23 protein-coding genes are annotated in these 20,918 nt (G+C 71.4%); 8 read left to right on the plus strand and 15 right to left on the minus strand.

Annotated features, from left to right (window positions below; translation table 11 throughout):
- Window positions 1-24 precede the first annotated feature (24 nt).
- The 3 genes from AC3CCI_RS00430 to AC3CCI_RS00440 all read right to left on the minus strand — a co-directional run bounded on the left by AC3CCI_RS00430 (window position 25) and on the right by AC3CCI_RS00440 (window position 3,119).
- Window positions 25-1,353 carry a class II 3-deoxy-7-phosphoheptulonate synthase gene (locus tag AC3CCI_RS00430; protein ID WP_354595441.1) on the minus strand — a complete coding sequence of 443 codons (1,329 nt, stop codon included), beginning with the start codon at window positions 1,351-1,353 and terminating at the stop codon, window positions 25-27.
- Window positions 1,354-1,448: 95 nt separating this feature from the next.
- Entirely contained in the window at window positions 1,449-2,138 is a 690-nt protein-coding gene (locus tag AC3CCI_RS00435; RefSeq protein ID WP_354595408.1) for a lysophospholipid acyltransferase family protein, read from the minus strand.
- Between the two features lie 30 nt (window positions 2,139-2,168).
- The gene (locus tag AC3CCI_RS00440; protein ID WP_354595407.1) at window positions 2,169-3,119 is read right to left on the minus strand and encodes an ROK family glucokinase; all 951 of its coding nucleotides are present in this window, start codon (window positions 3,117-3,119) and stop codon (window positions 2,169-2,171) included.
- 101 nt (window positions 3,120-3,220) lie between these two features.
- Between AC3CCI_RS00440 and AC3CCI_RS00445 the strand changes: the two genes are divergently transcribed.
- A complete protein-coding gene (locus AC3CCI_RS00445; RefSeq protein WP_488627749.1) occupies window positions 3,221-5,059 on the plus strand; it encodes an AMP-dependent synthetase/ligase in 1,839 nt (612 codons plus the stop codon).
- On the opposite strand, the gene def is transcribed toward AC3CCI_RS00445, so the two are convergent.
- The gene (gene def / locus AC3CCI_RS00450) at window positions 5,060-5,557 is read right to left on the minus strand and encodes a peptide deformylase (protein WP_488627750.1); all 498 of its coding nucleotides are present in this window, start codon (window positions 5,555-5,557) and stop codon (window positions 5,060-5,062) included.
- Between the two features lie 170 nt (window positions 5,558-5,727).
- Here def and AC3CCI_RS00455 point away from each other — a divergent pair, with 170 nt between their 5' ends.
- Entirely contained in the window at window positions 5,728-6,540 is an 813-nt protein-coding gene (locus AC3CCI_RS00455; protein ID WP_354595404.1) for a ParA family protein, read from the plus strand.
- A 91-nt stretch (window positions 6,541-6,631) separates the two neighbouring features.
- Here the strand turns inward: AC3CCI_RS00455 and AC3CCI_RS00460 are convergent, their stop codons facing one another.
- The 3 genes from AC3CCI_RS00460 to AC3CCI_RS00470 form a co-directional block, all read right to left on the minus strand.
- Window positions 6,632-7,180, minus strand: coding sequence for a MerR family transcriptional regulator (locus AC3CCI_RS00460; protein ID WP_043595057.1), 549 nt, complete (start codon window positions 7,178-7,180; stop codon window positions 6,632-6,634).
- A 154-nt stretch (window positions 7,181-7,334) separates the two neighbouring features.
- Window positions 7,335-8,033 (minus strand): transcriptional regulator FtsR, encoded by a 699-nt coding sequence (gene ftsR / locus AC3CCI_RS00465; RefSeq protein ID WP_354595403.1) that lies wholly within the window; start codon window positions 8,031-8,033, stop codon window positions 7,335-7,337.
- A gap of 2 nt (window positions 8,034-8,035) precedes the next feature.
- Entirely contained in the window at window positions 8,036-8,524 is a 489-nt protein-coding gene (locus AC3CCI_RS00470) for an FHA domain-containing protein (RefSeq protein ID WP_354595402.1), read from the minus strand.
- Between the two features lie 231 nt (window positions 8,525-8,755).
- Between AC3CCI_RS00470 and AC3CCI_RS00475 the strand changes: the two genes are divergently transcribed.
- Window positions 8,756-10,225, plus strand: a complete 1,470-nt coding sequence (locus AC3CCI_RS00475; RefSeq protein WP_488627751.1) for a S1C family serine protease — start codon at window positions 8,756-8,758, stop codon at window positions 10,223-10,225.
- 62 nt (window positions 10,226-10,287) lie between these two features.
- On the opposite strand, the gene AC3CCI_RS00480 is transcribed toward AC3CCI_RS00475, so the two are convergent.
- The 4 genes from AC3CCI_RS00480 to AC3CCI_RS00495 form a co-directional block, all read right to left on the minus strand.
- On the minus strand, window positions 10,288-11,265 hold the full coding sequence (locus AC3CCI_RS00480) for an NUDIX domain-containing protein (protein WP_488627752.1): 978 nt from the start codon (window positions 11,263-11,265) through the stop codon (window positions 10,288-10,290).
- A gap of 227 nt (window positions 11,266-11,492) precedes the next feature.
- Window positions 11,493-11,879 carry a VOC family protein gene (locus AC3CCI_RS00485; RefSeq protein ID WP_488627753.1) on the minus strand — a complete coding sequence of 129 codons (387 nt, stop codon included), beginning with the start codon at window positions 11,877-11,879 and terminating at the stop codon, window positions 11,493-11,495.
- 87 nt (window positions 11,880-11,966) lie between these two features.
- Entirely contained in the window at window positions 11,967-12,914 is a 948-nt protein-coding gene (locus tag AC3CCI_RS00490; RefSeq protein WP_354595398.1) for a DnaJ domain-containing protein, read from the minus strand.
- A 67-nt stretch (window positions 12,915-12,981) separates the two neighbouring features.
- Window positions 12,982-13,389: a TIGR02611 family protein gene (locus tag AC3CCI_RS00495; RefSeq protein ID WP_354595397.1), complete on the minus strand. Its 408-nt coding sequence runs from the start codon at window positions 13,387-13,389 to the stop codon at window positions 12,982-12,984.
- Between the two features lie 62 nt (window positions 13,390-13,451).
- On the opposite strand from AC3CCI_RS00495, the gene AC3CCI_RS00500 reads away from it, so the two are divergent.
- The 3 genes from AC3CCI_RS00500 (at window position 13,452) to AC3CCI_RS00510 (ending at window position 15,923) form a co-directional block, all read left to right on the plus strand.
- Window positions 13,452-14,423 (plus strand): aldo/keto reductase, encoded by a 972-nt coding sequence (locus AC3CCI_RS00500; protein ID WP_354595396.1) that lies wholly within the window; start codon window positions 13,452-13,454, stop codon window positions 14,421-14,423.
- 13 nt (window positions 14,424-14,436) lie between these two features.
- Window positions 14,437-15,300 carry an aldo/keto reductase gene (locus AC3CCI_RS00505; protein ID WP_354595395.1) on the plus strand — a complete coding sequence of 288 codons (864 nt, stop codon included), beginning with the start codon at window positions 14,437-14,439 and terminating at the stop codon, window positions 15,298-15,300.
- A 74-nt stretch (window positions 15,301-15,374) separates the two neighbouring features.
- Window positions 15,375-15,923 (plus strand): YbhB/YbcL family Raf kinase inhibitor-like protein, encoded by a 549-nt coding sequence (locus tag AC3CCI_RS00510; protein ID WP_488627754.1) that lies wholly within the window; start codon window positions 15,375-15,377, stop codon window positions 15,921-15,923.
- Between the two features lie 114 nt (window positions 15,924-16,037).
- Here the strand turns inward: AC3CCI_RS00510 and AC3CCI_RS00515 are convergent, their stop codons facing one another.
- From AC3CCI_RS00515 to AC3CCI_RS00525, 3 genes are read right to left on the minus strand one after another with little or no spacing between them, the layout of a single operon-like run.
- Entirely contained in the window at window positions 16,038-17,042 is a 1,005-nt protein-coding gene (locus tag AC3CCI_RS00515; protein WP_354594714.1) for an aldo/keto reductase family protein, read from the minus strand.
- A 47-nt stretch (window positions 17,043-17,089) separates the two neighbouring features.
- Complete coding sequence (locus tag AC3CCI_RS00520) at window positions 17,090-17,569, minus strand: hypothetical protein (protein WP_354594713.1); 480 nt, start codon at window positions 17,567-17,569, stop codon at window positions 17,090-17,092.
- Between the two features lie 3 nt (window positions 17,570-17,572).
- Window positions 17,573-17,992: a hypothetical protein gene (locus AC3CCI_RS00525; protein WP_354594712.1), complete on the minus strand. Its 420-nt coding sequence runs from the start codon at window positions 17,990-17,992 to the stop codon at window positions 17,573-17,575.
- Between the two features lie 137 nt (window positions 17,993-18,129).
- On the opposite strand from AC3CCI_RS00525, the gene AC3CCI_RS00530 reads away from it, so the two are divergent.
- Complete coding sequence (locus AC3CCI_RS00530; protein WP_354594711.1) at window positions 18,130-18,990, plus strand: aldo/keto reductase; 861 nt, start codon at window positions 18,130-18,132, stop codon at window positions 18,988-18,990.
- A gap of 104 nt (window positions 18,991-19,094) precedes the next feature.
- Window positions 19,095-20,333 carry a D-mannonate dehydratase ManD gene (manD, locus tag AC3CCI_RS00535; RefSeq protein ID WP_354594710.1) on the plus strand — a complete coding sequence of 413 codons (1,239 nt, stop codon included), beginning with the start codon at window positions 19,095-19,097 and terminating at the stop codon, window positions 20,331-20,333.
- A gap of 27 nt (window positions 20,334-20,360) precedes the next feature.
- Here the strand turns inward: manD and AC3CCI_RS00540 are convergent, their stop codons facing one another.
- A complete protein-coding gene (locus tag AC3CCI_RS00540) occupies window positions 20,361-20,846 on the minus strand; it encodes a VOC family protein (protein ID WP_354594709.1) in 486 nt (161 codons plus the stop codon).
- Between the last annotated feature and the right edge of the window lie 72 nt (window positions 20,847-20,918).

Below are 20,918 nucleotides of genomic sequence, written 5' to 3' on the forward strand. Positions count from 1 at the left end.
ACAGGGCCCTCGTCACGACGACGACTAGTCGGCGGCGAGTTCTTCCGCCACGAGGAAGGCGAGCTCGAGGGACTGCATGTGGTTCAGACGCGGGTCGCAGAGCGACTCGTACCGCGTGGCGAGCGTCGCCTCGTCGATGTGTTCGGAGCCGCCCAGGCACTCGGTGACGTCGTCCCCGGTCAGTTCGATGTGGATGCCGCCGGGGTGCGTGCCCGCGGCACGGTGGGCCTCGAAGAAGCCCTTCACCTCGTCCATGATCTCTTCGAAGCGGCGGGTCTTGTACCCGGTCGGCGTCGTCAGGCCGTTGCCGTGCATGGGGTCGCTGACCCACAGGGGCGTGGCGTCCGCGCCCTTGATGGCTTCGAGCAGGGGAGGCAGGGCGTCGCGGATCTTGCCGGCACCCATGCGCGTGATGAAGGTGAGGCGTCCGGGCTCGCGCTCGGGGTCGAGCTTGTCGATGAGGCGCAGCATGTCGTCGGGTGTCGTGCTCGGTCCGAGCTTGACGCCGATCGGGTTGCGCACCCGGGACAGGAAGTCGACGTGGGCGCCGTCGAGGTCGCGCGTGCGCTCGCCGATCCAGACGAAGTGCGACGAGAGCACGTACGGCGTGCCCGTCCGCGAGTCGATGCGGGTGAGGGGGCGCTCGTAGTCCATGAGCAGGCCCTCGTGGCTCGTGTAGAACTCGACGCGCTTGAGCTCGTCGAAATCGGCGCCGGCCGCCTCCATGAAGCGGATGGCCTTGTCGATCTCACGGGCGAGGTGCTCGTACTGCGCGTTGGCCGGATTGCTCGCGAAGCCCTTGTTCCAGCTGTGGACCTGGCGGAGGTCGGCGAAGCCGCCCTGCGTGAAGGCGCGGATCAGGTTGATGGTCGAAGCCGAGGTGTGGTAGCCCTTCACGAGCCGCGAGGCGTCCGCACGACGGGACTCGGGCGTGAAGTCGTAGCCGTTCACGATGTCGCCGCGGTACGCGGGCAGCGTGACCCCGTCGCGGGTCTCGGTGTCGCTGGAGCGCGGCTTGGCGAACTGGCCCGCCATGCGACCCATCTTGATGACGGGGACGGACGCACCGTAGGTCAGGACCACCGCCATCTGCAGGATGGTCTTGACCCGGTCGCGGATCTGGTCGGCGGTCGCACCGGCGAAGGTCTCGGCGCAGTCACCGCCCTGGAGCAGGAACGCCTCGCCCCGGGCCGCCGAGGCGAGCCGCTCGCGCAGGGTGTCGACCTCGCCCGCGAAGACGAGCGGCGGCAAGGTGGACAGCTCTGCCGAGGCGGCCTCGACGGCTGCGCCGTCGTGCCAGGTCGGCTGTTGCTTGATGGGGAGCGTGCGCCAATGGTCGAGACCGTCGATCACGTCGGGATCGGTGACGACGAACGGTTCGGTGAGCTGGGCCACGGTCTTCCTTGCCACTTGACGGTCTCGAGGCCGAACGACCTCGACAGGCGAGCCTACCGTGAATGGGTGGGGCGCTTCTCCTTGACGCTGGTCGCGTAGACGTCGCTGTACTGCTGGCCGCTGAGGGCGTTGAGCTCGTACATGATCTCGTCGGTGATGGACCGCAGGATGAACCGGTCGCCCTCCATGCCCTCGAACCGACTGAAGTCGAGCGGCTCTCCGAAGACGATTCCCACCCGGTGCAGACGGGGGATCTTGGTGCCGGTCTTCATGACCTTCTCGGTGCCGATCATGGCCACGGGGACGACGGGGACGTGCCCCTCGAGGATCATCCGGGCCACGCCCGTCCGCCCTCGGTACAACTTGCCGTCGGGACTGCGGGTGCCCTCGGGGTAGATGCCCAGCTGTTCGCCTCGACGGAGCACCGACAGGCCCGTCGCCAACGACGCCTCGGACGCCTTGCCGCCCGAGCGGTCGATCGAGAGCTGGCCGGTGGCCGTGAAGAAGAGACGGATGGCCCAACCCTTCAGTCCCTTGCCGGTGAAGTAGTCGCTCTTGGCCAGGAAGGAGATGCGTCGGTCGAGCGCGAGCGGCAGGAAGATCGAGTCGACGAACGACAGGTGGTTGCTCGCGAAGATCACGGCCCCGGTCTCGGGCACGTGCTCGCGACCGCTGACCCACGGGCGGAAGATCGACAGGACGAGCGGACTCGCGACCATCGTCTTCAGGAACCAGTAGAGCATCGGTGCTCCTCTCGTCGGGGCGTCGGGAGTCTAGCGGTCGGACGCGTGCAGACGGGCGAGGTCGGCCGCCCCGACGACCCCCGCGTCGTTCACGAGTTCGGCGATGACGAACTCGGGCTCGGGGTGGTAGCCCCGTGCCGGGAGGTGCGCCAGGTACGCCGCGCGGACCGGGGCCAGGAGCAGCTCGCCCGATTGGGCCACACCCCCACCGAAGACGAACACCTGCGGATCGAGGATCGCGCTCAGCGAGGCGGCGGCCTGGCCCAGCCAGGTGCCGAGGCGCCGGAGCGCCTCGACGGCGCCCGGGTCGCCGGACTGGAGCAGGAGGCTCACGTCGTGCCCCGAGAGCTGACCGGCCTCGGCCCTGAGGTCGGCGAGGGCTCGGCCGGGACCGCCCTCGTCGGCGACCTCGCCCGCGATGCGCAACAGGGCGCGGCCCGACCCGTACTGCTCGATGCAGCCTCGGGCGCCGCATCCACAGGGCAGGCCGTCAGGGACGATCCGCATGTGGCCGAGCTCTCCGCCCGTGCCGAAGCCCCCGCGCAGGAGGCGGTCCTGGGCCACGATCGCACCCCCGACGCCGGTGCCGATCGTGAGCATGGTCATGTCGCTCGCGAGGCGACCCGCCCCGAAGCGGAACTCGGCCCATCCGGCGGCGTTCGCGTCGTTGTCGATCGTGATGTGCAGGTCGAGGCGCTCGGAGAGCCGCGTCCGGAGCGGCTCGTTCCGCCACGCGATGTTCGGGGTGTAGTAGACGGTCGACTGGGCGGCGTCGATGAAGCCGGGGGCGGCGACGCCCGCGGCGACGACGTCGGGATGGCGCGCCTGCAGCGAGGTGATCATGTCGACGACGGCGTCGACGATGCCTCCGGCGTCGCCGGCCGGGGTCGCGACGCGCTCTTCGTCGACGATCTCGCCGAACTCGGTGACCACCCCGCCCGCGATCTTCGTCCCGCCGATGTCGATTCCGATTGCCTGCACGAGGAGCGAGTCTATCCTCGACGACCCTGCACCTCCGGCAGCGCCTCCGGCGAGGTCACGTTAGGGTTGACGGACCATCGTTCGGTACCGAAGGAGCTGCCGTGAACGAACACACCGTCCCACCCGCCGTCCCCGCCGACCCGACCGCCAACGCGACCGACCTGTTGCTCGCGCGGGCCGCGGCCACGCCCGACGAGCCGCTCTTCTCGGTGCCCGACGGCACGGGAGGATGGCGCGACATCACGGCTGCCGGGTTCCTCACGCAGGTGCGCGCGCTGGCCAAGGGGTTCGTCGCCGCGGGCGTCGAACCCGGCGACAAGATCGGCCTCATGTGTCGTACCCGGTACGAATGGACCCTGATCGACTTCGCGGCCTGGTTCGCCGGCGCCCTGCTGGTCCCCGTCTACGAGACCTCCTCCCCCGCGCAGGTGCAGTGGAACCTCAGCGACTCCGGGGCCGTCGCCGTCATCGTCGAGACCGCCGACCACTTCTCGCGGTTCGACGAGGTGCACCCCGAACTGCCCGGCGTGACGCGTGTCTGGCAGGTCGACCTCGGTGACCTCGACAAGCTCTCCGCCTCGGGGGTCGAGGTGTCGGACGACGAGCTCGAACGCCGTCGCAGCCTCGCGGTCGGTGACGACGTGGCCACCATCATCTACACCTCCGGGACCACCGGGCGACCCAAGGGCTGCCTCCTGACCCACGCCAACTTCGTCGAGACCAGCCGCAACGCCGCCGTCGCCATGGGTGACGTCGTCGCGCCCGGGTCGTCGACCCTCCTGTTCGTCACGACCGCGCACGTCTTCGCCCGTTTCATCGCGGTCATGTCGGTCCACGCCGGCGTCAAGGTCGGCCACCAGGCCGACACGAAGCAGTTGCTGCCGTCGCTGGCGTCGTTCAAGCCCAGCTTCCTGCTCGCGGTCCCCCGCGTGTTCGAGAAGGTCTACAACTCGGCCGAGCAGAAGGCCGAGGCCGGGGGCAAGGGCGGCATCTTCCGTCAGGCCGTCGCCGTGGCCATCGCGCACAGTCGCGCCCTCGACGAGGGGTCCGTGCCCCTCGGGCTCAGGCTGCGCTTCGCCCTGTTCGACCGACTCGTGTACTCCAAGCTCAAGAAGGCCATGGGCGGCAACATCCGGTACGCCGTCTCGGGCTCGGCCCCGCTCGGCACACGGCTCGGCCACTTCTTCCGCAGCCTCGACATCCGCATCCTCGAGGGGTACGGGCTCACCGAGACCACGGCACCCGCATCGGTCAACCTGGTCTCGAAGTTCAAGATCGGCACCGTCGGCCCGGCCCTCCCCGGCGTGGGCATCAGGATCGCCGACGACGGAGAAGTCCTCGTCAAGGGCGTCAACGTCTTCGCCGGCTACTGGAAGGCCGACGAGGCCACCGCCGAGGTCATGGACGACGGGTGGTTCCGCACGGGCGACCTCGGCGCGCTGGACGCCGACGGCTACCTCACCATCACCGGTCGCAAGAAGGAGATCATCGTCACGGCCGGCGGCAAGAACGTCGCCCCCGCCGCCCTCGAGGACCCCATCCGGGCCAACCCGCTGGTGGGACAGGTCGTCGTGGTGGGTGACCAGCGGCCGTTCGTCGCGGCCCTCGTCACCCTCGACACCGAGATGTTGCCGGTGTGGTTGAACAACGCGGGTGAGGCGGCCGACATGCCGCTGGCCGAGGCCGCCTCGCACCCGAAGGTGCGCGCCGAGATCCAGCGGGCCGTCGACGCGGCCAACGCCTCGGTCTCACGGGCCGAGTCCATCCGCAAGTTCGAGATCCTGCCCGTCGAGCTCACCGAGGCCGGTGGCCACCTGACGCCCAAGATGAGCGTCAAGCGTGCCGTGGTGCTCGAGGACTTCGCCCAGCAGGTCGCGGACATCTACACGGCGAACCCCGACACGGAGTCCGTCCGCACGGTCACGACAAGGGGACGCTGATCAGGCCTTCCACCAGTCGGCGGCACGGATCTCGCGCATGGCCTCACGCTTCGTCTCGGGCTCGAGGGTGAGCACGTAGAGCGTGCCGTCGAGGTGGTCGGTCTCGTGCTGCAGGGCCTGGGCCATGAGCCCCGTGCCCTCGAGCACGACCTTCCGCCCCTCGAGGTCGACGCCTTCGACCCGGGCGTACTCGTACCGCGGGGTGGGGAACCAGAACCCGGGCACCGAGAGGCACCCCTCGTCGACGAGCGTCCTCGCACCGGACACCTCGACCACCACGGGGTTCAACACGTACCCCACCTGTCCGTCGACGTTGAAGCTGAAGGCGCGCAGGGACACCCCGATCTGCGCGGCGGCCACGCCCGCGCGGCCGGGTTCACGCACCGTGTCGAGCAGGTCCTCGACGAGGGACGCGAGACGCGGATCGCCGACGGTGACCGGGTCGGATGCCGATCGAAGGACGGGATCGCCGAACAGGCGGATGGGTCTCACGCTCACGGCGCGCCTCCTGGGGTGTGTCTGGTGGTGGACGGTGGTGGCGGCTCGGGGGTGGGTGCGTGGTGGCGCGGCCGCAGGATCGAGCGCGGGGCGACGAGTCGGGGTTCGTCGCACGCCGCGTCGACGTGGCTGTTGGGTGATTCAACAGTAGTGAAGGTATCGTCTGTGTCGTGCATGTACTCAGCGTCAGCTCTCTCAAAGGGGGCGTCGGCAAGACGACGGTGACGCTCGGACTCACGTCGGCCGCCTTCGCCAAAGGTCTGCGGACCCTCGTCGTCGACCTCGACCCGCAATCCGACGTCTCGACCGGACTCGACATCACGGTCTCCGGTCACCTCAACGTCGCCGACGTCCTGGCATCGCCGAAAGAGAAGACGGTCCGGGCCGCCATCGCCCCGAGCGGCTGGACGAAGGGCCGCCAGGGCACGGTCGACGTCATGATCGGCAGCCCGTCGGCCATCAACTTCGACGGCCCGCACCCCTCGATCCGCGACATCTGGAAGCTCGAGGAGGCCCTCGCGAACGTCGAGGCCGACTACGACCTCGTGCTGATCGACTGTGCCCCGTCGCTCAACGCCCTCACCCGCACGGCCTGGGCCGCGTCCGACCGCGTCACGGTCGTCACCGAGCCGGGCCTGTTCAGCGTGGCCGCGGCCGACCGGGCCCTGCGGGCGATCGAGGAGATCCGTCGGGGACTGTCACCGCGCCTCCAACCCCTCGGCATCATCGTCAACCGCGCTCGGGTGCAGTCGCTCGAGCACCAGTTCCGCATCAAGGAACTCCGCGACATGTTCGGCCCCCTCGTGCTGTCGCCCCAGCTGCCCGAGCGCACGTCGCTGCAGCAGGCCCAGGGAGCAGCCAAGCCGTTGCACGCCTGGCCGGGCGAGAGCGCACAAGAGATGGCTCGCAACTTCGACCAACTGCTCGAGCGCATCATGCGGACGGCGAAGATCGGCGACTACGCCGAACCCGCCACACGCTGAGTGCGGGCCCTCAGGGCCCCACGACGAAGGCCCCGCACGATCTCGTGCGGGGCCTTCGTCGTGGGGACCGCGAGGAGCGGTGCCCGAGGGGTCAGCTGGCGCGCGTGCCGCGGCGGGCGGCGAGTTCGTCGGAGGGGTCGGCCGCCGGCGTGCTGTCGATCTCGACGAGGCTCGACTCGACCTCACGGAGGACCTTGCCGACGGCGATGCCGAAGACGCCCTGGCCGCGACTCACGAGGTCGATGACCTCGTCGTCCGAGGTGCAGAGGTACACGCTGGCACCGTCGCTCATCAGCGTCGTCTGGGCGAGGTCGTTGACGCCGGCCTCGCGCAACTGGTTGACCGCCGTGCGGATCTGCTGCAACGAGATGCCCGTGTCGAGGAGGCGCTTGACCAGTTTGAGGACGAGGATGTCGCGGAATCCGTACAGACGCTGCGAGCCCGAACCGGCAGCGCCGCGGATGGTCGGCTCGACCAGTTCGGTGCGGGCCCAGTAGTCGAGCTGGCGGTAGCTGATGCCGGCGGCCTTGGCCGCGACGGTGCCGCGGTAGCCGCTGTCGGCGTCGTGTTCGGGCAGGCCGTCGGTGAAGAGCAGGCCCAGCTCGTAGCGGGATTCCTCGGGGGAACCTGACTCACTCATGCTGTTGCCTTCCACGTTCTTCTTCCGGAGCTCAACGTTCAACATCGGGTTGATGGTTGTACAGGACTCACGGTACCCACAACGGGGAGCTGCCTGGGCGACATCCGCTCCGACGGGTCGGCGTGTCGAGGATATTCGCCCGGAGCGCGGCCGTCTAGGCGTCGAGGCGGCCCAGCGCCGACCGGACGAGCCCCGATCGGACCACGTCCACCTGCGCCGCCAGCTCTCGCGAGAGCTCGGCGACCCGGGCGCGCGAGGCGGCGTCGTGTCTGCGCGCGAGCGGAGCGAGGGCCGTCTCGATGAGCCCGAGCTCGCGATCGACGGACGCGCGGACCGGGCGCAGGTGCCGCGGCTCGATGCCCGACTTGGCGAGCTCGACCAGGGCCGAGAGGACCGCGACCGAGTCGTCGCCGTACCGGTCGGTGGCCGGGAGCAGCGAGGCCGACACGGCCTCGTCGAGCAGGCCGGCCGAGGCGCCGGCCTCGCGCAGGAGGTCGTCGCGGCCCAGGCGCCGGCCGTGCGTGACGATCGAGACGGGTGCGGCACCGGACGGCAGCGACGACGGGCGGCCGGCGTCGAGGTCGGCCAGGTGCTGACGGATCACCTTGAGGGGCAGGTAGTGGTCGCGCTGCAGGCCCAGGATGAAGCGGAGACGTTCGACGTCAGCCGGGGAGAACTTGCGGTAGCCCGACGGGGTGCGCACCGGGGTGACCAGTTCACGCTCTTCGAGGAAGCGCAGCTTGCTGTTCGACAGGTCGGGGAACTCGGGCTTGAGCCGCGAGAGGACCTGCCCGATCGTCAACAGGTCGGACGGCCCGGTCTGCGACGACCGGGCGACGGCGGTGCGGGGCACGACTACTTGATCGCCAGGTTCGCGAGGTCGACCCGCGATGCGTAGAACGTCAGGCGGAACTTGCCGACCTGGACCTCGGCCCCGTCGGCGAGACGGGCCTCGTCGATGCGGACGCCGTCGAAGTAGGTGCCGTTGAGCGACCCGAGGTCGCGCACACTGAAGGAGGTCCCCTCGCGTCGGAACTCGGCGTGCTTGCGGCTGACCGTGACGTCGTCGAGGAAGATGCCGGCGTCCGGGTGACGACCGGCGACGGTGACGTCGGAGTCGAGGAGGAAACGCGCCCCGATGTTCGGACCACGACGGACCACGAGCAGCGCGGAGCCCGAGGGCAGTGCGGCGACGGCGTCACGCTCGTCGGTGGACACGCCGCCCTCGAGAGCGGCCAGTTGCGCCTGGAACTCTTCGTTGAAGCTGAGGGTCGTGTCGACCTCGCGAGGGGCGCCGGGAGCGCGGTCCTGCTCGCCGGGTGCCGGGTTGGCGGGCTGTGCCATCGTGGACCTCCTTTGGCGTCCCAGCGTATCGGAACTCCGAGGCTCGTCGGGAACGGATTTCGCGATCCGACCGCCCGACCCTGGTGCGCCAGGAGGCGAGGGAGTCTCGGCTTCTCTCACCGCGCCTCCACATGCGACTCCCGACCGCTTCGAGGCCGCGTCATAGGGATCTCTTGGGGTGACCCCGTTCCATGGACCCATCGTCACCACCACCGCCACAGGAGGCACACCATGAACGACCGAGACGGCGACGCCACGACCGGCACCCCGAACGAGGCAACGCCCGCGACCCCCGCGGCGTCGACCCCCGAGCAGCCCGCCGAGGCGCGGACCCTCCCCCACGTCTCCGGCTCGTCCGACGCACGGTACGTGTCGGCCGCGCCGACCTGGATGGCGGGCGACGACTCCCACCAGGCCTACGACGCGGCGCGCCCCACGCCGCCGTCGGCCGGCGCCGGCGAGGACGGCACGGTGCCCCCGGCGTTCGGCGGCCCGACCCGACCACGCCGGTCGAAGAAGTGGCTCGCACTGACCGGGGCCGCCGCCGCGGTCGTCATCGTCGCGGGTGCGGCCGGCGGCGGTGCCTACGCCGCGGGCCGGACGGCCGGTGTCGCCGCGGCCCAGGCGGCGAGCGAACGCCAGGCCCTCGAACTGCTGCCCCAGCTCACGCAGCCGGGCAGCGGGTCGGACGGCTCGACCTCGCCGTTCGGCGGATCGACGCAGCAGGGCGGTTCGTCGCAGGGCGGTTCGTCCTCCCAGGGCTCGTCCGCCCAGACCAGCGCCACCACCGCGACCGACGACGAGAAGGCCGGCGTCGTCACCATCGTCTCGACCCTGAACTACGACGCCTCGTACAAGTCGGCGGGCACGGGCATGATCCTGACCTCCGGTGGACTCGTCCTGACCAACAACCACGTGGTCCAGGGCGCCACCAGCATCCAGGTGACCGTCGAGTCGACGGGGAAGACCTACACGGCCGACGTCGTGGGCACCGACGCGACCAACGACGTGGCCGTGCTGAAGCTGCAGGACGCGTCGGGCCTCGACCCGGTGAGCTTCGACTCGTCGGGCGACGTGGCCACGGGGGACGCCGTCCACTCGACGGGCAACGCCGAGGGCACGGGTGAGCTCGTGACCGCCGAGGGCACCGTGCTGGCGACGGACCAGGCGATCACCGTGCAGAGCGAGTCCGGCTCGGGCACCGAGTCGCTCTCGGGCCTGATCGAGGTCGACGCGGACGTGGTCTCGGGCGACTCGGGTGGTCCGCTGCGCGACGCCGACGGCGACGTCGTGGGCATCGTGACCGCGGCGTCCCAGGGCTCGTCGACCATCACCGGGTACGCCATCCCGATCGACCACGCCCTGGCGATCGCCAAGCAGATCGAGTCGGGCACGGGCAGCTCGACCGTCCAGATCGGCCTGCCCGCCTTCCTCGGCGCGCAGATCTCGAGCACGGCCGGCGGCACCTCGGGCGGCGTCACGATCGCGGGCACCGTCGAGGGAAGCGCGGCGGCGTCGGCCGGCCTCGTCGCGGGCGACGTCATCACGGCGGTCGACGGGACGCCCGTCGCCAACGCGTCCGCCCTCACGGCGGCGGTCACGGCACACGAGTCGGGCGACCAGGTCTCGGTGACCTGGACCGACGCCGCCGGAGCCTCGCACACCGCGACCGTGACGCTGGGCGACGGCCCCGCCGCCTGACCCCGCGACCGTGAGCCCACGACGGCCCGCTCCGCCCCCGGCGGAGCGGGCCGTCAGGCGTGTCAGTCCAGGCCGACGGTGCGGCGGAACGCCCCGGGGCGCAGGACGACCGCTCCCTCGGCGCGGACCGAGTCGGCCAGTGCGCGGTCCGCGGTCACGACGACGACGCGGGCAGCGGAGCCCTCGACCGACCGGAGTCCTCGCACCCGGGCCACGACGGCCGAGTCGCCGTCCGTCTCGGCACGGACGACGGTCACGGCCTCGAACGCGTCGGCGACGGCGCGGGCCTCACCCTCGACGACGGCGGTCACCGTCGGCCATCGCCACGTCGGCGCCCCCGGGGGCTCGGTGGCCGAGTCGTCCGTGAAGGCCCCGACGTCGCCGGGAGCGATCGTCGCCGGTGCGGTCGTGCCGGCCACGGGAAGACCGTCACCGTCCGGGCTCAACGAGGACGCGGCGAACCCGGCCGCGGCGCTGCGGGACAGGGCGGCGAGCAGGCGTTCGGTGGCGCCGACGCGATCGCCCCACCACCCGTCGGGCCGGGAGCCCAGGACGTTGGCGACGTCCACGACCACGTGGACCTCGCTCGCGAGTTCCGCACGCAACCTCGGCCAGGACGCCGCGAACCCTGGGTGCAACGGAAGGCCGGCGACGTCGTCGGTGGGCACCCAGCCGAGGGCGATGCTCTCGGGGTCCGAGACCACGGGCTCGAAGGACCGGAGTGCCCGGGCGACCACGGTGGTGTACGACCAGAATCCGAGGTCGAGCTCGGACGAGAAGAGCAGACGGAGGGCGTCGCCCGGGACGGCGGCCTCTTCACCGCTCTCGCGGAGGGCCCCCTCGACGGCGGTCTCGTCGTGGTGACGCGCGCCGCCCGGCAGGCCCCAGGTGCCGCCGAAATGGCTCCAGTCGGCCCGGTGCTGCAGCAGCACCCGGCCGTCGGCGTCGACGACGAGCAGGCCCGCCGCTCCGGCGCGACCCCAGAACCGTCGCCCGTCGGGGGCCTCGACCCAGCCGTCAGCGGGCTCGTGCGTGTTCACACGGTCGAGCTTGCCACAGCGACCAGGAGGCGGTGCTCGCGAGAGGCGGCGCCGGTCCCGTCGGGCGGTCCGACGGGCGTGACCCGACCCAACCGATGCACCGGCGCGCTCCGAAGGAACACCTGGGACCGGCCCGGAACCCGATGCCGGGCCGGTCCTGCACCTCTCCGGGGCCGGGGACCCGTCCGTGACCGACACCGCGCCTCCCGGGTCCGCCCCGACGGGACCTAGGGCTGCTGGACGGAGAAGACGTTGCCGGCCGGGTCGGTGAACCAGGCGATGTCGGGCCCCATGCCGACGCTCCGCCCACGCATCACGCCCCGTTCGTCGGAGTGGCCACCGTGGTGCTCGGGCTCGAGGCCGAGCCCGGCCAGGTCGTCGAGGGCCGCGTCGAGGTCGTCGACGACGAGGTTCAGCACGGTGTACGACGCGGGCACGTGGTCCGGCTTGCCGTAGACGAACACCCACGCCGCGCCTCCCGGCAGACGGAGGCGGACCATCTGACCCTCGACGACGGTCTCGGTCTCGAGACCGAGGACGTCACGGTAGAACGAGACGGCCGCGGCCACGTCGTCGACGCTGAAGCCGGAGTAGCCGGACTGCGGACAGAACACGGGTGCCCCTCTCTCGGACGGGGACGGCCGACCGTCGCCGACGTCACGCCCAGCGTGCACCCTGCGCGGCTCGCACACCAGCACCCGTCAGACGAAGCGGATGGCCTGCTGCAGCCGGGCCCGGACCTCGAAGACGTCGGAGATGCTCGTCCGGTCACCGAGCTCCGGACCGTGGCGGAGCACCTGCGGCAGCAACGAGCGGCGGAGCACCCAGGTGCCCCCGGCCCGGCGTCCAACCTTCTCGAGGGCGGGCCCGAAGTCGTCGTCGGGCACGACGATCAACTGCGCCGTGAACGAGACGCGGGTCTCCCGGCGGACGGCACGCGCCTGACGGGTGAGGTCGCGGACGGGCTCCTCGTCGTCGGGGATGCCCCGTCCGACGAGCTCGCCCCGGGACACCTGCACCTCGCTGCCCCAGTCGGAGGACTGGATCGCGAACAGCCCCGACGGGCCGAGCACGACGTGGTCGAGCTTGCCCTCGGCGCCCGCGTCGACGTCGCTCCAGATGGTGAACCCGATGCCGAGCTCGGTGACGGCGGCCACGGTAGCCTCCTCGGCCATCGCGTCGGCCAGGACGTGACGGATCTCGGGAGGCGCGCTGCGGACGAGGCGCTCGTCGTACGGGTCGTCGAGGGGCACACCACGACCGACCCACTCGCGCATGAGGCCGAGGTACCGCTCGCGGTTCGCCCCACCCGGGTGCCCGTGGACCCGGGCCCTGGGCTTGGAGTCGGTGCGGGCCGTCTCGCGGGGTGGCGGCGACCACCCGGGGGCGCTCGACCCCGCCGAGCGCGCGCTGCCCGTCGCCGAGGTGCTGCGCGAGCCCGACCCCCGGTCGTAGGCGGCTCGGGCCTCGGGCGTGCCGACCTGTTGCCAGGCGTGCTGCAGGTCTCGGAACGCCTGGGCCGTGCCGCCGAGGTCGGGGTGGGTCTGGCGGGCCAGGCGCCGGTAGGCCCGGCGCAGGTCGTCGGTCGACGCCGTCGACGGCACGCCGAGCACCTCGTAGGGCGTGGCGGAGGCGGGGCTGGGCGTCACGACGGCGACCTTACCGAACGCCCGCTGGACGACCGGTCGACGCCCGGGCGCCGGACGGACCGGTGGTTCACCGCGTCGGGCTGGCCGCCGGTCGCGCGGAGGTGGCCCGGCGGACGGACCGGGCGACCCGCCAGGCGCGCCACCGCAGGCGCGCCCGTCGGACGAGGCGTCGGACCCACTGCGTGATGCGGTGCGCCGCCGGGAACTCGGTGCCCAGCAGGGCGACCCCGAGGAAGACGACGAGCCAGCCCGGCCCGGGCAGCGGCACGAGGATCAACCCCGCCACGACGACGAGGCCCCCGACCACTCCGACCCCGACCTTGTAGAGCAGGCGGAGCCGAGGCCGCGAGTCGAGTCGCAGGCGCATGCGGGCGTGGCCGTCGCGCCAGGCCTGCCGCCGTCGTCCCCGACGCGGGGCGTGGTCGTGCGGGGTCACCGGTGGGACGCCGTCCGGGCTCTCGGGCTGCTCGGTCATGACGGCGACGCTAGGGGGCGTTCCTGTGAGCAGCACGGCGGTGGAGGGGGTAGCCAGGGAACATGGACTACACACACCTCGGACGCACAGGGTTGTCCGTCTCACGGGCCGTGCTCGGCACGATGAACTTCGGGCCGCAGACGACGGAGGACGACTCCCACGCGATCATGGACCGAGCCCACGAGCTCGGCGTCAACTTCTTCGACACGGCGAACGTCTACGGCTGGGAGAAGGGCGAAGGCATCACCGAGCAGATCATCGGCCGGTGGTTCGCCCGCGGCGGTGGGCGACGCGAGAAGACCGTCCTCGCCACCAAGCTCTACGGCGACATGGGCGACTGGCCGAACGACGGCAAGCTCAGCGCGCTGAACATCCGTCGCGCCCTCGACGCGAGCCTCTCGCGCCTGCAGACGGACCACGTCGACCTCTACCAGTTCCACCACGTCGACCGTGAGACGCCGTGGGACGAGATCTGGCAGGCGATGGAGGTCGCCGTGCAGCAGGGCAAGGTCTTGTACGTCGGCAGCAGCAACTTCGCCGGGTGGCACATCGCCCAGGCCCAGGAGGCCGCGAAGGCCCGACACTTCACGGGCCTGGTGAGCGAACAGTCGATCTACAACCTCATCGTGCGCGACGTCGAGCGGGAGACCCTTCCCGCCGCCCGTCACTACGGACTGGGCATGATCCCGTGGTCGCCGCTCAACGGCGGACTGCTGGGTGGAGTCATCGAGAAGACCGAGGAGGGCTCGCGTCGTCTCGAGGGCCGCAGCGCGGACTACGTGGCCGCCCACCGGGACCAGCTCGAGGCCTACGAGGGCTTCGCCCGCGAACTCGGGCACGCCCCGGGCGAGGTCGCCCTCGCGTGGCTGCTGCACCAGCCGGGCGTCACCGGGCCGATCACCGGCCCGCGGACCATGGCACAACTGGAGTCGGCGGTTGCCGCCGTCGACGTCGAGCTGGACGAGGCCGCGCTGGCGCGGCTGGACGAGATCTTCCCCGGGCACGACACGTCGCCCGAGGACTACGCGTGGTGAACCGGAGGACGACATGAAGACCAGGACAATCGGAGACGTGACGGTCAGTGCCATCGGCCTGGGCGGCATGCCCCTGTCGATCGAGGGCCGACCCGACGAGAAACAGGGCATCGCGACGATCCACGCCGCTCTCGAACAGGGCATCACCCTGATCGACACGGCCGACGCCTACCATCAGGCCGGCAAGGACGAGATCGGGCACAACGAGTTGCTCATCGCGAAGGCGCTCAAGAGCTACCACGCCGACACCGACCAGGTGCTCGTGGCGACCAAGGGCGGTCACCTGCGCCCCGAGGCCGGAGCATGGGCCCAGAACGGCGACCCGTCGTACCTCAAGGAGGCCGCGAAGGCCTCGGCCAAGCGCCTCGGCGTCGAGACGATCGGGCTGTACCAGTTCCACCGACCGGACCCCGCCGTCCCCTACGCCGACTCGATCGGCGCACTCGCCGAGCTGCTCGACGAAGGCGTGATCCGCATGGCGGGCATCTCGAACGCGACGCCCGACCAGATCCGCGAGGCGAACGACGTCCTCGACGACCGGCTCGTCTCGGTGCAGAACCAGTACTCGCCGGCCTTCCGGACGAGCGAGGCCGAGCTCGTGCTGTGCGACGAGATGGGCATCGCGTTCTTGCCGTGGAGTCCGCTCGGCGGCATCACGAACGCCGGTGAGCTGGGCGCCAAGCACGCGGTCTTCGCCGAGATCGCCAACGCCCGGCGGGTGACCCCGCAGGTGCTGACCCTCGCCTGGGAGCTGGCGAAGTCCGAACTCGTGATCCCCATCCCGGGGTCGACCCGGCCGCAGACGATCATGAACTCCGCGACCGCCACGTCGATCAAGCTCTCGGCCGACGAGATCCAGCGACTCGACGCCGCCTGACCCACCCCGCGGTGCGCCCGCCCCCTCGGGGGTGGGCGCACCGCCACGACCCCCACCACCGACGAGGAGACACCATGGCCGACGCCAACCTGACCCGCCCCTACGACATCATCGGCATCGTGCCCGAGTTCGAGCTCACGAGCACAGACATCACCGACGGCGCCGAGCTGCGCCGCCCGCAGGTGAGCGGCATCATGGGCCCGGGTGGCGACGACGCCAGCCCGCAACTGAGCTGGTCCGGAGCCCCCGAGGGCACCAAGAGCTTCGCCGTCACGATCTACGACCCCTACGCGCCCACCGGTTCGGGCTTCTGGCACTGGGCGGTCGCCGACCTGCCGGCCGACACGACCGACCTGCCGTCGGGTGCCGGCGACGACCAGGGGTCCGGCCTGCCCGAGGGCGCGATACAGCTGAAGAACGACGGGGGCCTGGCCCGTTACGTCGGCGCGGCCCCGCCGGAGGGCCACGGCCCGCACACGTACTTCGTGGCCGTGCACGCCCTCGACGTGGAGAAGATCGGGGTCGACGAGACCGCCAGCCCGGCGTACCTCGGTTTCAACCTGCACTTCCACACCCTGGCTCGCGCCGTCATCTCGGCCACCTTCGAGGTGCCCGCGGCCTGATCGCACGCCCCGCCACGACGCGACGACGCCCCGCCACGATCTCGTGGCGGGGCGTCGTCGCGTCCCGTCGCCCGACCCGCGGGCCGCCGGACACGGGCCCGCGGGTCGACGGCGTCAGGCCTCGCGGCCGCTCGGCATCTGCGTCTTGCGCGGGTCGGTCTCGGCGAGACCCTCGAAGATCGACTCGATGCGTGACAACACGTCGGCCTCGAGCGTGACGCCCGACGCCTTCGCGTTCGACTCGACCTGCTCGGGGCGCGACGCCCCGATGATGGCCGAGGCGACGTTCTCGTTCGAGAGCACCCAGGCGAGCGACAGCTGGGCCTGGGTCAGACCCAGATCCGACGCGATCGGCTCGAGCTGGGCGACGGCGTCGAGGACGTCGTCGCGCAGCCAGCGCTCGATCATGCCCGCACCGCCCTTCTGGTCCGTCGCCCGGCTGCCCTCAGGCAGCTCGGCACCGACCTTGTACTTGCCCGTCAAGACGCCCTGGGCGACGGGCGACCAGACGATCTGCGAGATGCCGAGCTCGGTCGAGGCGGGGACCACCTCGTCCTCGATGACGCGCCAGAGCAACGAGTACTCGGGCTGGTTCGAGACGAGCTGGATCTTCAACTCGCGGGCGAGGGCGTGCGCCTCACGGAGCTGCTCGGCGTTCCACTCCGAGACGCCGACGTAGAGGATCTTGCCCTGGCGGACCAGGTCGGCGAAGGTCTCCATCGTCTCGTCGAGAGGCGTCTCGACGTCGTACCGGTGGGCCTGGTAGAGATCGACGTAGTCGGTCTGCAGACGCCGGAGCGACCCGTCGATCGACTCGGTGATGTGCTTGCGGCTGAGCCCGGTGTCGTTGTGCCCCTTCGGGCCGGTCGGACCGTAGACCTTGGTGAAGATCTCGAGGGACTCGCGACGCTCGCCCTTCAGCGCCTCGCCCAGGACGGTCTCGGCCTGCGTGTTGGCGTAGACGTCGGCGGTGTCGAACGAGCTGATGCCGACGTCGAGGGCGGCACGGACGCAGCGCGTCGCCGTGTCGTTCTCGACCTGCGAGCCGTGGGTGAGCCAGTTGCCGTAGGTGAGCTCGCTGACCTTGAGCCCGCTGTTTCCGAGGTACCTGAACTTCATGACGACCTTTCTCGGTGGTGCCGCGTCGATGCGGCACCCGGTCGACGCTAGTCACGGGCCGCCCCGCCCGCCCGGTCGCGGACCGCGTCGGGCACCGTGAAGCCCGAGGGCGTGCGGTGCCAGAAGGCCCGCAGTCGGAGCGGTCCGGCACCGAGCGACCGGGCGATGCCCGAGGCCCAGACGTCGACGGCGACGCGGTCGACGGGGTCGTCGTCGACGGTCTGCCAGACGCAGACCAGCTGCCGGGCCCTGACCCGCAGGCCCTGGTGACGCCAGAGGTCGACGAGTTCGTCGACGTCGGGCCGGCGAGGCAGGCGCGGAACGCCGTGGAGCCGGCCCGCCGGGGCGAGCTGGCGGCCGTCGGCGGCGAGGAAGGCGAAATGGACGACCTCGCGCTCGCAGCTCTCGGCGCACAGGCGGGTCGCATGGTCGAGCAGGGCCCGGTCGTCGGCGTCGGCTGCGAGGACGGGGAGGCGCAGGAGAGCGGCATCGGCATCGACGGGAACGGAGCCGCCGCGGACGCGCACGCCTCAGCCCACCGGAAGGAGGGGACGGACGTCGGACGGGGTACGACGCATGGGTGGGAGGACCGTCAGGTCACCGGGGTCGATCACGGACAGGATCGCCGCGGCCCACCGCTGGTCGTCGCACGTCGCCGAGAGGGACTCGTCGGGGCTCTGCCACACGAGGAGGACGGACGCGGCCTCGACCCAGGCCGCCACCTCGACGATGCGGAGGGCGATCGTGCCCACCCGGTCGCGATCGGGCTCGACCGGGAGGCCGCCGACGGCGACGGGCGGAGCGACGGGGACGCCGTCCGGTCCGAGGTACATCCACAGCAGGGCCCGGTCGTCGGACGGCTCGAGGCAGAACTCGTGGACGAAGTCCTCGAGCTGCTCGTCGGTGGGATGGGGGGCGAGGACGGGAGGGTAGGTGTCGATGGAGGTCATGGGACGAGGCTGGCGGCCACGGTGTCGACGGTGGCACGCAGCCGGCCCGCCTGTGGAGGACGTCGGCGTCGGCCGAGCTGGGGAGGAGACGACCGGCTCGGGACCGGGAACGCGACCCGACGACTACCATCCCCGGCATGACGACCCCCGCCACCCCCACGAATCCCGCCGTCGCCCTGCCGGACGGTCGGGTCGTCCCGGCGCTCGGCCAGGGCACCTGGAACCTCGGCGACGACCCCCGGCGGCGCGAGGCCGAGATCGCGGCCCTCCGCGCCGGGCTCGACGCCGGGCTCACGATGGTCGACACGGCCGAGATGTACGGCGGAGGGCGGTCGGAGTCGCTCGTCGGCGAGGCGATCGCCGGGCGCCGCGACGAGGTGTTCCTGGTCAGCAAGGTGCTGCCGAGCAACGCCTCGCGGCAGGGCACGGTGGACGCCTGTCACGCCAGCCTCGATCGACTGGGCACGGACCACCTCGACCTCTACCTGCTGCACTGGCGCGGACGTCACCCGCTCGCCGAGACGGTCGACGCCCTGGAGACGCTGGTCGCCGAGGGCGCGATCGGCGGCTGGGGCGTCAGCAACTTCGACGTCGACGACCTGCACGAGCTGCTCTCGGTGCCCGGGGGCGACAAGGTCCAGACGAACCAGGTGCTCTACAACCTGGCCCGTCGCGGTCCCGAGTTCGACCTGCTGCCCTGGGCGCGCGAGCACGGCGTGCCGTTGACCTCGTACTCCCCCGTCGACGGCGGCGAGCTGCTCGGGCACCCCGTCCTCGCGCAGGTCGCGGGCGACCTCGGCGTCTCGCAGGCCCAGCTGGCCCTCGCCTGGGTGCTGCGCCTCGTGCCCGACCTCATGGTCGCGGTCAAGGCGGGCACGGCCGAGCACACCCTCGAGAACGCGGCCGCCCTGGCGATCGACCTCGACGACCAGGCCTTCGTGCAGCTCGAGCGGGCGTTCCCCGCACCGACGACCGGGGTGCCGCTCGAGATGCGCTGACCCGCGCCTCCTGGGCTCGCCTCACGCCGACGCATGCAGCAGAGTGGAGGGACCAGCCCGGGTGACATCGACGTCAGCCGGACGCGAGCTCCAGAGGACACCGCATGATCATCGACAAGGCCGACGTGATCGTCACCAGCCCCGACCGCAACTTCGTGACGCTGAAGATCACGACCTCCGACGGCGTCACCGGCCTCGGCGACGCCACCCTGAACGGTCGTGAGCTCGCCGTGGTCGCCTACCTGACCGAGCACGTCGTCCCCCTGTTGATCGGGCGCGACCCCGCCCGCATCGAGGACACCTGGCAGTTCCTCTACCGCAGCGCCTACTGGCGTCGGGGGCCGGTCACCATGGCCGCGATCGCCGCCGTCGACGTCGCGCTGTGGGACGTCAAGGCCAAGGTCGCCGGACTGCCCCTCTACCAACTGCTCGGCGGCGCCTCGCGCACCGGCCTGCTGACCTACGGCCACGCCTCGGGCAAGGACCTGCCCGAGCTCTTCGACAGCGTCCGCGACCACCAGGAGCAGGGCTACAAGGCGATCCGCGTCCAGACCGGCGTGCCCGGTCTCCGATCGATCTACGGGATCGCCTCGAACGCCACCTTCGACGCCAACAGCGGCGTGCGCTACGACCACGAGCCCGCGCAGCGCGGCGCCCTGCCGGCCGAGGAGGACTGGGACACCCGGTCGTACCTGCGGCACGTGCCCACCGTGTTCGAGGCGGTGCGGAACGAGTTCGGCCCCGAGATCCCCCTGCTGCACGACGGCCACCACCGCATGACGCCGATCCAGGCGGCGCGGCTCGGCAAGAGCCTCGAGCCCTACGACCTGTTCTGGCTCGAGGACGTCACGCCGGCCGAGAACCCCGAGGCCCTGCGCCTCGTGCGGCAGCACACGACCACTCCCCTGGCGATCGGCGAGATCTTCAACACGGTGTGGGACTACCAGCAGATCATCCGTGAGCAGCTGATCGACTACGTGCGGAGCGCCGTGACGCACACGGGCGGCATCACCCACCTCAAGAAGGTGCTCGACTACGCCTCGCAGTACCAGATCAAGTCGGGCATGCACGGGCCGACCGACATCTCGCCGGTCGGCATGGCGGCCGCGATGCACCTGGGCCTCGCCATCCACAACTTCGGCATCCAGGAGTACATGAAGCACGGCGCGAGGACCGACGAGGTCTTCCGGCAGAGCTTCACCTTCGTCGACGGCATGCTGCACCCGGGCGAGCAGCCCGGCATCGGCGTCGAGCTGGACGAACGGGCCGCGGCGGCGTACCCCTACGCCCAGGCGTACCTGCCCTACAACCGCCTGGCGGACGGCACGGTCCACGACTGGTGACGAGGAGGCGCGGCGCGCGAGAGGGCGTCAGTCGCCCTCGTACGCGGCCGCCAGTTCGGCGATGACGAGCCTGTTCATGCCCATCATCGCGGCCATGGCCCGGGCGGCGCCCTCGGGGTCGGGCCCGCCCAGGTAGCGGTCCATGACGGTGGGGACGACCTGCCAGGAGAAGCCCCAGCGGTCCGTCACCCAGCCGCACCGCCCCTCCTGCCCGCCGTCGGCGGCGAACGCGTCCCAGTAGTGGTCGAGCTCGTCCTGGGTCTCGACCGAGATCGAGAACGAGGTCGCCTCGGTGGGCCGCGGGCCGCCGTCGCCGCCGTTCAGCAGGCGGTACGGCTGACCGTCGAGCTCGAGGTCGACGACCAGCGCCCGACCGGCCATGGCCTGGTCGGGGAAGTCCTCTGGGTAGCGCGAGACGTCGGTGACGCGGGACGCCGGGAACAGGCCGACGTAGAAGTCGGCCGCGGTCTCGACGTCACGACCGAACCAGAGCGTGGGGGTGATGCGGGGCATGGCGCGCCTCCTCGTGGTGGGCCGGTGGCGCCGTCGCCGCCGTGCCGCACAGGCTAGCGCCGCCCGGCCCGC

It is taken from the genome of Frigoribacterium sp. CF331, from assembly GCF_057787905.1.